Source organism: Bacillus sp. T2.9-1 (assembly GCF_950097965.1).
GTDB lineage: Bacteria > Bacillota > Bacilli > Bacillales > Cytobacillaceae > Niallia > Niallia hominis.
This window is the reverse complement of sequence record NZ_CATNHG010000075.1, coordinates 128,541-140,942: the sequence shown is the minus strand read 5'-3', so window position 1 is coordinate 140,942 and position 12,402 is coordinate 128,541. Positions and strand designations below refer to the sequence as shown.

At 33.3% G+C, this 12,402-nt stretch carries 13 protein-coding genes; 1 reads left to right on the top strand and 12 read right to left on the bottom strand.

Features of this window, described 5'->3' with window-relative positions; translation table 11 throughout:
- Positions 1–202: 202 nt before the first annotated feature.
- The 4 genes from QQZ16_RS06785 to QQZ16_RS06770 all read right to left on the bottom strand — a co-directional run bounded on the left by QQZ16_RS06785 (position 203) and on the right by QQZ16_RS06770 (position 3,757).
- Positions 203–2,092, bottom strand: a complete 1,890-nt coding sequence (locus QQZ16_RS06785) for an LTA synthase family protein (protein WP_048717685.1) — start codon at positions 2,090–2,092, stop codon at positions 203–205.
- Positions 2,093–2,404: 312 nt separating this feature from the next.
- Entirely contained in the window at positions 2,405–3,367 is a 963-nt protein-coding gene (locus QQZ16_RS06780; protein ID WP_031535344.1) for an ROK family glucokinase, read from the bottom strand.
- A gap of 2 nt (positions 3,368–3,369) precedes the next feature.
- Positions 3,370–3,582, bottom strand: a complete 213-nt coding sequence (locus QQZ16_RS06775) for a YqgQ family protein (protein ID WP_031535346.1) — start codon at positions 3,580–3,582, stop codon at positions 3,370–3,372.
- A complete protein-coding gene (locus tag QQZ16_RS06770; RefSeq protein ID WP_284561213.1) occupies positions 3,566–3,757 on the bottom strand; it encodes a hypothetical protein in 192 nt (63 codons plus the stop codon). The genes QQZ16_RS06775 and QQZ16_RS06770 overlap by 17 nt, the downstream gene beginning before the upstream one ends.
- Before the next feature lie 126 nt (positions 3,758–3,883).
- On the opposite strand from QQZ16_RS06770, the gene QQZ16_RS06765 reads away from it, so the two are divergent.
- Positions 3,884–4,756, top strand: coding sequence for a hypothetical protein (locus QQZ16_RS06765; protein ID WP_031535348.1), 873 nt, complete (start codon positions 3,884–3,886; stop codon positions 4,754–4,756).
- Here QQZ16_RS06765 and QQZ16_RS06760 read toward each other — a convergent pair.
- The 8 genes from QQZ16_RS06760 to QQZ16_RS06725 all read right to left on the bottom strand — a co-directional run bounded on the left by QQZ16_RS06760 (position 4,746) and on the right by QQZ16_RS06725 (position 12,350).
- Positions 4,746–6,263, bottom strand: coding sequence for a rhomboid family protein (locus QQZ16_RS06760; protein ID WP_031535350.1), 1,518 nt, complete (start codon positions 6,261–6,263; stop codon positions 4,746–4,748). The genes QQZ16_RS06765 and QQZ16_RS06760 overlap by 11 nt on opposite strands.
- A gap of 351 nt (positions 6,264–6,614) precedes the next feature.
- Entirely contained in the window at positions 6,615–6,815 is a 201-nt protein-coding gene (locus QQZ16_RS06755) for a hypothetical protein (protein WP_031535352.1), read from the bottom strand.
- Positions 6,816–6,924: 109 nt separating this feature from the next.
- On the bottom strand, positions 6,925–7,701 hold the full coding sequence (locus QQZ16_RS06750; RefSeq protein ID WP_284561212.1) for a DUF92 domain-containing protein: 777 nt from the start codon (positions 7,699–7,701) through the stop codon (positions 6,925–6,927).
- On the bottom strand, positions 7,694–8,263 hold the full coding sequence (locus QQZ16_RS06745; protein WP_031535356.1) for a 5-formyltetrahydrofolate cyclo-ligase: 570 nt from the start codon (positions 8,261–8,263) through the stop codon (positions 7,694–7,696). The genes QQZ16_RS06750 and QQZ16_RS06745 overlap by 8 nt, the downstream gene beginning before the upstream one ends.
- Positions 8,264–8,332: 69 nt before the next feature.
- Positions 8,333–8,482, bottom strand: a complete 150-nt coding sequence (gene rpmG, locus QQZ16_RS06740) for a 50S ribosomal protein L33 (protein WP_016204868.1) — start codon at positions 8,480–8,482, stop codon at positions 8,333–8,335.
- Between the two features lie 67 nt (positions 8,483–8,549).
- Positions 8,550–9,176, bottom strand: coding sequence for a hypothetical protein (locus QQZ16_RS06735; RefSeq protein WP_048717683.1), 627 nt, complete (start codon positions 9,174–9,176; stop codon positions 8,550–8,552).
- 25 nt (positions 9,177–9,201) lie between these two features.
- Positions 9,202–11,655, bottom strand: coding sequence for a glycosyltransferase (locus tag QQZ16_RS06730; RefSeq protein WP_048717682.1), 2,454 nt, complete (start codon positions 11,653–11,655; stop codon positions 9,202–9,204).
- On the bottom strand, positions 11,652–12,350 hold the full coding sequence (locus QQZ16_RS06725; RefSeq protein ID WP_031535362.1) for a DUF4912 domain-containing protein: 699 nt from the start codon (positions 12,348–12,350) through the stop codon (positions 11,652–11,654). The genes QQZ16_RS06730 and QQZ16_RS06725 overlap by 4 nt, the downstream gene beginning before the upstream one ends.
- Positions 12,351–12,402: the final 52 nt, after the last annotated feature.

Genomic DNA, 12,402 nt, shown 5'->3' with positions numbered 1-12,402 from the left:
TTATATATATGAATCCCTGATAAAAAACATGCTTAGCAGCGATATAGCAATTGCATATTATAATTTTTTTATGAAGGTGCTGTTTTCTTACATAATTTGACCTATAAGCAGCACTAACGGATTTAATCATTTAAAATATATAAAAAAGCTTCATGACTAATATAGTCACAAAGCAGTTTATTGCTAATCTATTAACTAAACATCAATTAGTATCTTCCCTTACATCAAGCATTCCGTTTTCTTTATCATAAAAACGTAGTAGGTCTCCATAAATAATGCTATCAGAATACTGTAATTCTAAATTAGCCTGTTCTATATAGGGTTCACATGCATTACCGTCAGCTACTTCTCCTGTCGCGCGCTCATAACAAACCTCTTTAGTATATACATACTCTTCTGTAATAAAGCTACCATCTCTTAAAACAACAAATTGATTGTTTTTTTCTGAGAATAGATCTGAACCAAATTGGATATCATTTTTCGTTTCAATACCAAGCAAATGTAGAAGAGTAGGCTTGATATCCATTTGCCCCGAAACAGTTGAGAGTGTTTTCCCCTTCATCCCTGGAATATGGATAACAAAAGGAACTCTTTGTAATTGCGTACTGACAAAAGGAGTAACTTCTTCCCCTAATAATTCAGCCATTGCTTTATTATGATTTTCAGAAATTCCATTATGATCTCCATACAAGATGATAATACTATTTTCATAGAGACCTTCCTCTTTTAATCTCTCGATAAAAATTTTCAACGCTTCATCCTGATATCGAACAGTCGGTATAAAGTTATTTAACGTTCTACTTCCAGTTGTTAAAGGTTCAATTAATTTATCCTCTTCTTCCAGTTCAAAAGGAAAATGATTTGTCAACGTGATAAATTTACTGTAGAACGGCTCTGGCATTTCTTTTAAATGAGCAATCGATTGTTCAAAAAAGTCAATATCCTTCAATCCCCAACCAACAGAATTGTCCTCGTTTACCTCGTAATCATTAATTTCATAAAATCGGTCATATCCCAAGCTTTGGTACATAATATCCCGATTCCAGAAACTTTTATTATTTGCATGAAGGGAAGCTGTAAAATAACCATTTTCTTTCAAAATTTCTGGTGATGCTTGAAATTCATTTCCAGAATGGGTAAAGAAAACGGCCCCTCTGCTTAATGGATACAAGGAATTTTCGACAATAAACTCAGAATCTGATGTTTTACCTTGTCCAGTTTGGTGATAAAAATTATCAAAATAAAAGCTTTCTTTAATAAAATCATTTAAAAATGGGGTGATTTCTTCCCCATCCACTTCCCGGTTTACAGTAAAAGCCTGTGTGGATTCTAAGCTTACCATTATTACATTTTTCCCCTTAGCTATTCCAAACATATCCTTATTTGGTTCTGTATAATTCGCCTGATTGTAATTAACCATATCTGTTAACTCACTACCATCCGCAAAAGCTCTTTGCGCAGTAGTCTTTGTTTGAAGAAAAACATCATAAAGTTGGTAATTATACGTCCCAATATTTTTCACTAATAGCTCTCTGTCAAATGTCCTAGTTAGTAATTGCGTTCTCTGAGTTTCAGCTAAGCTTAAATTGAAAAAAGCTAAGCTTATCGTAAATAAATAGAAAATACTTTGCTGCATCCTAGTATATTTAGGAATTTTTAAGAATGCTGGCTTCTTTTTCATAATAAGCGCAAGTAGAATAATATCTACAAAGAAAAGAATATCTGTGAGATGAACCAGCTCTCTAACACTACTTCCTAAATCACTCATATTACTCGTCTGAAATAAGAGTGGCAGGGTTAAAAAATCGGTATATACACGGTAAAAGACAACATTTGCATATAATACAATCGAAAGTGTCAAACTGGAGATGAGCACATATCTTTTTTGATTTTTCTCCGAAAGAAACATGGAAATACCCAAAATAAATAACAGGGAGCTTAATGGATTAATAATTAATATAAATTGTTGAATCGAATTTTCAATTTTGATATCAAAGCTAGTCATATATGCAATATTCGTTTTAATCCACAATAAAACTGTTGCAACCGCTATAAGTGATAGCTTTGACCATTCAAATTTATTCTTAAACAATGATGTATCCTCCTTACTATTGATCAAACAAAATCTCGACATAATCACTTTACACATTTTACAATAATTTTATTATATAAAGACAATCTTTATGAAATTTTAATCTAATTTTCATCTTTGCGTATTAATATAGTATATTACACTTTTTTAGACGTGCAACTAAAAGAAAAGTTTCAAAAACTTTTGCTTTTTTTAAAGTGTCCTTTTTATGAATATTCCATCTATTAATCTAGTAAAAAATCTTCTCCCGATTCAGAAGAAGATTTTGTGAAATATTTGATTTAAAATATGTCTGATACTCTCATCATTTGATTAATTTTTTGCAAGCCACGCAGCACCAATTACTCCCGCTGTATTCCCCAATGTCGCAACATCAATTACAGTTGATTCTGCTACACTTTTAAAAGAGAACTTCAAGAAGTTTTCTTTTACTGGATTTAATAGCACATCACCAGCTTTTGAAACGCCACCACCGATGACAATTTTCTCTGGATTTAAAGTATTAGCAATATTAGCTAGTACCAATCCTAAATGGAAAGCTACGAATTGGACAATTTCATTAGCTAATTCGTCCCCTTTTTTCGCTGCATCAAATACATCCTTTGCCGTAATAGCGCCGTCTTGATCTAACACAGAATGAAGTACACTCAACGTATGTCTTTCAGCCAATCTTTCTTTTGTCAATCGAACTATTCCAGTTGCAGAAGCAATCGTTTCTAAACAGCCTGTTTTTCCACAATTACAAGGAGCTCCGTTTTCTACAATAGCCGTCAAATGACCTATTTCACCAGCAGCCCCCTTCACTCCTTGCACAATATCACCGTTTATAATAACTCCGCCACCAACACCTGTGCCAAGAGTAACACAAACTAAATCTTTGGATCCTTCTCCAGCACCTTTCCACATCTCACCTAGTGCTGCACAATTGGCATCATTGTCAATTGTTACCGGCAAACCTAAATCTGCTTCAAGGCGCGCTTTTAATGGGAAGTTATCTGGCCAACCTAAGTTCACTGTATTGAAAATAACACCTGTTTTATAATCAAATGGTCCAGGTGCGCCCATCCCAGCACCTAAAACATCTTCCTTCGAGTGTCCTAATTCTTGCAATTTAGCATCGATAGATTTAGCAATGTCGGATGTAATATTTTTTCCATCTTCCGAATTATCTGTTGGGATTTCCCAATGATCGATTAAATCTCCCTTTAATGATAAAAAAGCGATTTTTACCGTTGTTCCACCTAAGTCAATTCCTGCTACCCATTTTTCCTGCATCATTAATTCCCCCTATTTTTCTGTTCCGATAATAGCTGTATTTCTTGATTAAGTAATCGCATAGCAGAGTCAAAATCTTGCTCTTTAATTAATTGAGATTGATACAATTCTTTTATTTCAGATTTCATTAATTGTAAATCGCCTACACGATCGCCAACATAAATAATCGTTCCATATTTTTTTAAAAACTGTTGCACATCATAAATGGTTTCCATGGTACCCCTCGATTTCATACATATTCGACTCACTGCAAAGGTTTGCATAAAGTGATAAATTAATCGTTTTCAAATTAAGTATATCGGAAATGAATCGTTTCCTCAACAGCAGATTCATTTCTCCCATTAGAATAGTAATAAGCAAGATAATGACTTTTACGCGAAATATTTTCATACCAAATTAAAGCCTAAACTACTCCATTTATCATATTTCTCTTCTTTTCTCATATATTAAAAAAAGTACCTCTAAGACAGGCTTTTAAAGTAAAATGATTTCCCATTAGATGGAGCGGTGAAAAAAATGAAAAAAGATTTTATTCGATTAAGTCTCTCTCTTATTATCCTTGTTGCTATTTTTTATATTTTTCAGCAAAAGCAAATTGCAAAGGAAAGTATAACTTATTTTCCAATTGATCCTACTGTTACTTTCCCAAAAGCAAATACTACCCTTACATTTCATAAAAAAAGATTCGATGAGTATAGCATTCTCTGGAAAAGCAATTCTTCTATTAACAAGCGAGCGTATTTACGTCAAGATATGAGCTTACTTTATGGAAATGGGAAGCTGATAAGCACGATGGGAGAATGGCGACAAAATACATTAGAACTTTCAGAAGAAAAGACCGTTGTGGAAAGAGAAAGCAACTATTTACAAGCAATTACTTTTCATTATGCTGAAATACATGATGCCAATGAAAGAATTTTCAGTTCTCAAAAAATTTCAGCAGACAATTTATATATCATTAATTCGAAGTTTGAGAGTGCACCACTATCTTTTCATTCTCCAAATAACTTAGTCGAAAAAGATTGGGCAAGAACATTAGATAAACAAGCATTAGATTATATTGAATACTCTTATCGCCAAGTATTAAAGAAATTTCATATTTCAGCTGAACAATATGATACAAAACTTTTACTCACAGAATTAAGTAAATTTAACGATACACCACTCCCAGATTTTTCAAAGGAACAAAGTGCAAAAATTCTTGGACAATTGACTGAAGGTCTTTATAAAAACTATTTCCTGGGAATTATGAAAGAAGACGGAACCATTGCTGATCCCATCGGCAGTTCTATCCCGGTGATATTAATTAATGACAATCATCTTCTTATCTTATTTACAACAAAGGACGGTGAAGCGATTGTTTTAAGACAGCAAATTTCTACTCTTTAATTTTATCCCATAATAAAAGATATTTTGGATTGTTTTCATCCAATTCTAAAGCTTTTTGTAAATATTCTCTTGCTTCTTCTAGATTCTTATCATAAAGACTGACAACTGCTAAATTATAATACGCTTCATGAAACTGTGGATTTAAATGGATTGTTTTTTGCAGATTTTTTTCAGCTGCTGCAAATTCCTTTTTCTTAAGCTGGATATAAGAAAGTAAAAAATAATAGTTCTCATTATTTTTAGTTTCAATTGTTACTAAAACATCTTCTGCATCATCATATTTTTCATCATTTACATAATTGTTGACCATAATAAATGCAGATTTGTCCCGATTTTGTGAAACCCCTGAACTCGATGAATAGGCAATGCCAATACCTATTAGCAATAGAGTAATAAGTAGCGCCCCAAGCTGGACTTTCCAGCTTTTTTTCTTTGGAAAATGGACGATAGCTGTTGCTAGAAAACCACCTACTAATCCACCAATATGTCCCGCATTATCGATTCCTTGTATAGTAAAGCCAAATATAAGATTAATAATGATAATAATAATGACATTCCAACCCATCACTCGAAAAAACAGCTTTGGAAATTGCCAGGCAAAATAAAGAAGTGCACCGAAGCATCCAAAAATCGCGCCACTTGCGCCAGCTGATAAAGATGGACTTATTAAATAACTTGCAAACACCCCACTAAATCCAGCAAAAAGATAAATGATGAAAAATCTACCATTCCCAAAAATTCTTTCTATTAATGGACCAACATAATAGAGAGCAAATGAATTCATGGCTAAGTGCAAAAAACCAATATGTAAAAAAATAGGTGTTATTAAACGCCACCATTCCCCCATAGCGATTAAATAATTTACTTTCGCTCCCCATTGAACCAATGTTTCGCTATTGTTACTTCCTCCGCCCCCTTCCATTAGAAGAAATATTATTACTTGAACGACAATAAATAAATAGGAAATAAACGGTTTGCCAAAGTTAAGTAACTGCCTTTCTTCTTTTTCATTTTGTTTTATTAGCTCAAGGATATTTTCTTTATAGCGCTCCATTTGATCGTCGCGTTCTTCTGATGTACCTGGTATGTCATTTAAGTTTGTTATTTTTCCGCCTGCTATTTCCCACTCGTCTACTGACCGATCAAGAAGAATAGTATTAATTTGCACTTTTTTATCAGGACTATTAAACAAGTGATTTACTAAATGGTCATAAGCATCTACAGGAGGAAAGGCAGTTATATACACGCTCTCTACCTTAAGTGAGCGTTTACGCAATGTGCGTCTTATCCTCTCTGCATTTAATGCTGTTCTTTCCATATCCCTACTTAACCAATTACTCCAATCAAGATCCATTTGGAACAACCGAATAATCGGTGTGTTTCCTCTGTTCTTTTTGCTCTCCAGCCAAATTTCTTGTTGATTTTCTGCTAGATAGATTACTTTATAACGGCATTCCACTATTAAAAAATAGACTATTCTCCAATACTTGTACGGTTCAATCACCATCTGTTTTCTCCCTACTCTCCAAACGCTGAAAGCTATATCTTCTCTATTTCATTTGTCCATTCATTAAATAAGACATTTTCTCTTTTTAGGAAATCACCTTTCCCTTTACAATACTATAAATGGTTGTTTTTTTCCTTTTTTTATCGCTTGAACGTCACAAAAATATTAATTCTTTCATTATGTAGAAATATGTAAATAACTTTAATAGAAGCAAATGCTTCACCATATCTTTTTCATATAAGATTGGTTGCTAAGGGGAGCCATTCTAAAAATTATACCCAATCAAGAATAAAAGGAAACAGATGAACTAAATACCCTGTGAATTATGTTTTCACAAGGTATTTAGAGAGATTATTGATAGATTGTATCTTTAGAACGACCAAAAACGGAATTCATCATCGTTCTTTTTACACTAGGAATATTCATCAATATCCTTACTGCATACTTCCGAATAAATGGATTTCTCAAAATAGTATTTATGACACGATACCGTTTCTGAAATAAATAATATCCACCTAAAGCAATTAGTAAAATGGAGAATACTCGTGACATTTTTCCATCCCTCCTAATGATTAGTTTGGTGAATATATTATTTTTTATCCGCATAGAGTAGTGAAAATATTCTCGTTTTTTATCGCTTGTAAAATAAAATGATCAATGATTATAAATGAAAAAAAAGATAGCTCAATGCCGCAAGAAAACCTGATAGAACATTCACCATATCATTGTTAAAAAGGGTGAAGCCTTTCTTCTTTACTACAGTCTGATGACATACCATTCTTGTTTCCACCATTTGACCACAAATTGGACATTGATACTCAACCTGTATAAATGCCCCTAAAAGGGTATCCAATACATTCCCTAGAAAACCAAAAAGAAAAACGAGAAAAAATCCCCACAGCTGAAGAGGAAATAATAATGTAGCTATAATAGCAATTAAAAATGAACCTGCTAATCCTGCCAATGTCCCTAATATGCTAACAGCTCCTGATGTTCCTGTTTCCGTCTCCTTAAAGGTTCGAATAGATAATGGTCTTCTTTTACTTAATGATCCAATTTCGGAAGCCCAAGTGTCTGAATTAGCAGCTGCAAGCAAAATAGCGAAAACCGTAATCCAAACAGACTCTTCTGTAATAAAATAAATAATACCTACAATAGCAGCAAATCCTCCATTTGCCATTACTTGTAGCCAATCTCTCCTAGAACCTTTTTGTGTTTTTTTCTCCATTGATTTTTTTGTTTTACTTTTGTACGTAGAAAGCATGCTAGAAGACACAAAAAAAGCTCCTAAAATAATTAGTCCCTTATAGCCAAAACCTAAAGCAATTCCACTGCCGACAAAAAAAGCTGCAATTGCACCGCTTTTTGTTAAAGACCTCCGTTTGTATGCGTAATAGGAGACAAATAAAATTACTAAAGAATACATTATACTACTCATTTGTACATAATATCCCTTCATTCGTGATTATTTTCTGTACAGCTAAATCATGTTTCTGAAGTGGTATTCTTTCTTTTACCTGCATAGAAAATGCTAACGAAATGGTTTCACCTTTATAGCTTTCTAAAAATCGGTCGTAATATCCTCCTCCAAAACCTATTCTGTATCCATTCCTCGAAAAGGCTAATCCTGGAACAAGGAGTAAATCGATTTCTTCTGGATTTGTTCGTTCTGTTTTTTCCATTATAGGTTCAAATAAATTGCTGTAAACCGATTCAAGCTGATTGAAACTCTCTAATTTACGAAAAAGCATTTGTCTAGTTTCAGGAATACACTTCGGCACACTTACCTCCTTTCCTAATTGCCAACACATACGAATGATTTGATATGTATCAACCTCTGGAAATTTGGAAATGGTAATTCCTATATGAGAAGCAGAAGAAAAGGAAGTATTGTTATATAGTTGAAGAGCTATCTGATAAGACATATGCTCATAATGGGGTTTACTGATTGCTTGTAGTTGTTTGATCATATTTGTTCGGAACTGTTTCTTTTCCAGCATATTATGTATACACCATCCTTACCATTTGTTTTTTAATATGAAAAAACAGAAGGGAGATATCCCTTCTGCTTATTTTGTTTCACGGTGAACGGTAGTACGTTTTTCTCTTGAGCAATATTTTTTTAGCTCAAGACGATCTGGATTATTTCGTTTATTTTTTTTAGAAATGTAGTTACGATCACCACATTCAGTGCAAGCTAACGTAATGTTTACACGCATGTTTATTTCCCTCCAAACTATAGGTTGCTAGTTCGTGCATACGACTTTTATATGATAACATCTTTTGTTAGGAAATGCTAGTACTTGTTTTCATTAGAATGTGATTCAGCTCTAAAACCTCTTTTTTTTCAGTACCAGTAATAGACCAAGCTCGGCTGATTCCAGTTGATTGAGGCATAATCTCCATGCTTAAGGAAAAAATGCTTACACTTGATCCTTTTGCCAATGGCTGATATTTAAGTATCCCCTTTTGATTATTCGTCCAAATATGCTCAGTGTGTACATTCCAAATAGGTTGTACCGTTCTCTGTTCAATACGGTTTGTATTATATTCTCCGTTTACCAAATAGAGCTGGTCATCAATAGAATGATAGATGACATTTTCCGTCGGAGAAACGAAAGAAAGATGCTCTTGGTATGCTTTTGGAAAATAATTTAACACTAAAATCTTTAATGTCTTCGCTTGTTGAGAATGATTTCTCACATAAATCTCGTTATATTGAATTTTAGAATGCTTGTGTATTTGCTTTACATGTACAGATATCGAATGTTCTGGTATCAATTTCTCATAGCCATTTTGAATCCAGTAAGTTTTTCCTTCAATCCAAATTCCAGGGGTAGTAGTTATTTTTTTCATAAGTAGCTTTCTTTGAGCACTTTGATAATCTTTTTGTAAATTAGCCTCAATCTTCACTCTACTTTCACCTACTCTACTATTTTTAATTAGATATGGATTCGTTTACCTTTGTATTTACTAGTAGTTCATCGAAAACTCTTTTTGTTTCTTCCCCAATTCGATTCCAGCTGAATAGTTGGCTTACTAATTTTTGACCATTTTTGCCAATCGTTTTGCCTTCTGTTGGATTTTCCAATAAATACTCGATATTTTCAACTAAGTTATCTGCATTATTTGGTTCCATAAATAAACCTGTTTCTCCATTCTTTATAATACCTTTTAAGCCACCAGTATGGGAAACAATCGTGGGAACTGCAAATATAAGGGACTCTAATGCTACAATTCCAAATGGTTCATACGAACTCGGAATCACAACGATATTAGCGTGAGCATAAAATGCATTTTTTTGTTCTCCGTGCAAATATCCTATTAATTGAACACATTCCGATAATCCATTTCTCTCGATAAATCTTTGATATTCTTCGTACATTGGCCCTACTCCAGCAATAACAAAATATAAATCTGATCGCTTTTTATGCAATTTTCTCGCTGCTTCCAATAAAGTACCAAAACCCTTTTCTTTTACCATTCTGCCCATCGCAAAAATAATTTTTTTATTTTTGTCTAAATGAAGGGATTCGACAGATGGAAAGGAAGCATTTTCAATTTGCATAGATTCTATTCCATTTGGAATAATGTTAATTTTTGATTGCTCTACTTCAAAAATGGACATTACCTCATCCTGCATATATTCACTGCAAACAATTAAAGAATCCGCTGCATGAATTAGTTGTCTTTCTTTCCCATGAATAAATTTTTGCATTTCCGTATAAATGCCACCATTTCTTCCATGTTCTGTCGCATGAATGGTTGCTATTAATGGAATATTTAATTGGTCCTTTAACGAAATTGCAGCAGCCCCTACAAGCCAATCATGTGCCTGAATTAGATCAAATGTCGTTTTCTTTCCTAACTCTATCGCTTTATCCCACATGGCAAGATTTAGTCCGCCGATCCAATGGATAAAATTTTGCTCTATACTATAAATTGGTTTAACACGATAAACGAATAAACCATTTTTTTCTTCTACATCTTCTGCCTTTTTCTGCATATCTTGGGCTGTAATAAGATGTACTTCATATCCATTTTTTATTAAACTGTTCGTTAAACCAACCACATGAGTACCAAGACCGCCGACTATATTCGGGGGATATTCCCATGATAAAATAAGTGCCTTCTTCTTATTTGATGGAATTATTTCATTTATTTTCGGGTTATTCATTTGTATGGTAGTATTTAATATTGGATGCACCTTTTCTCTCAAAGACATCCATTCCTTATCAATCGGTCCTTTCATAAATATACTTAATTGATTTGCTGCTTCCAGATAGGATGAAGCTTCTTCAGCCGTCCAATTATCTTGGTAGAGCAAAGCGCTTAACAATAGCCATTCTTTTTCCAACTGTTTCTGAACACTTTTCGCTTCATTTGATAACAGAACTTGTCTCCATTGATGTAGTTCTTTTTCTACAAAAGCCAAAGAAGCATATATATCACTTTGATTCTTGATTTGGCTTTCTCTATGTTGATCCAAAAAAGAAGAACAAAGATGTACATGATCCATCCCTTGACTAAATTGATTCAAATATGTTTCAGGAGTAATATGAACCATATAGCCTTCATCACATAAATAACGAATACTTTTATTTAATTCCTCTCCTATTTTTACATAGCTCTCTAAATCAATAGGTAGTGATAATATTGACTCATTCGTGTAATGATTATACGATTCAAGTACCTCCATAATCGCTTTATCCCACATTTGCTTTTGGGGATTTTTTTCTTGAAAAATCTGATATAAACTTTCTTCAACAGGAAAAAAAACAACATGATGGGGAGATTCAACAGCTAATCCTACATCGCTTGGCAATGGATCACTATGATTTATAGTTGCACTGTTTAGATAACTATATGTCAATTTCTCTTTTTGCAAATATAAATCTAATCCAGGCGAGAAATATCCTTCAGGAAACCAAAAGCCTTTTGGACGGTACTCTATATAGTCATCAATAATCGATAAACCCATTTCCATTTGCAATTGAACACCTGTACTAGTTGAAGCATTCGAAACTTGTGAAAAGGAAGCAGGGCTTGCAAGGAGTTCTATTCTATTATCTTGAATGAGTGATTTCATTATCTTTAATAAATTTTTATCTTTTTGTTGCCAATATGTTAGTAATTCAACGTTGCAGTTCTCTTTTTCTAAAAATTCTGTCATTTCTTCCCGAAATGACTGCAAATCTAATATTTCCATATATATTGGTGGTACAACAAGCTGAATGATATATGGAGAATTATTTTTTTCAGTAAGGAAAAGAAAGTTAATATATTGAATTGTGTGTTCATAAAATTCCCTTTTTTTATTCTTATCTTCCGAAAAATAATTCATAAAAGGAATGTTATTTATAACAATCAATTGAAAATACGAACCATTCATTTCTTTTTCACATCCTCTTGCTCTTCTAATTCATAATAGCTATAGGTACTTACATGCTCAATCCAATTCGGTATAGGATTGTCCCCTTTTTCCCAATTTTGTATCTCTTTTTCCATAGTACCAACTTGATCTTGTGAGATTCTCGGAGTATGTAATGGATTAGACTGTAATATCGGTAAAAAGGATTGGTAAACATCCAAGACTCCTATTTCAAAACAAAGGCTTCTGTTTGGAGACAAGTCTTGTAATATTATCGATTCCTGTCCATTCTCGACCGGAAGAAGGCGATAGCTATGTGCATTTCTTCCATTATAAATAATACTTGTTATATCATTAATCTTCACTGCCAAAGAGCAGGTTTCTGGGTCAATATCATAATAAGTAGAGATTAGCTGCCATTTCCCTTCAGGTATTCGCCAAAATACTAATGCAGTATTTTCACTTGTTAACCAAGCTTCCATGCCATTTTTCTTGGTTAATAAATCAACGCTTGTCCAAAAATGTTCTGAGACAAAGGGAATCTTTGGCTCTGTTTTTGTGGTTATTTGTTTCTCTTCTTCTTGTTCATTCTTCTCTTTTTCTTTCACGTACTTTTTCCATTGGTATTGAACTTTACCTACAGTTGAATTTAGTTCCATGGCAATTTTACGGAAAGAAAGCCCTTTACGTCTTAAACTTACAATTTGTTCAATCAATAGAAATAGCACCTCTTTCTAGATTTTTGATTTCCCTCTTTCTGACAATCTT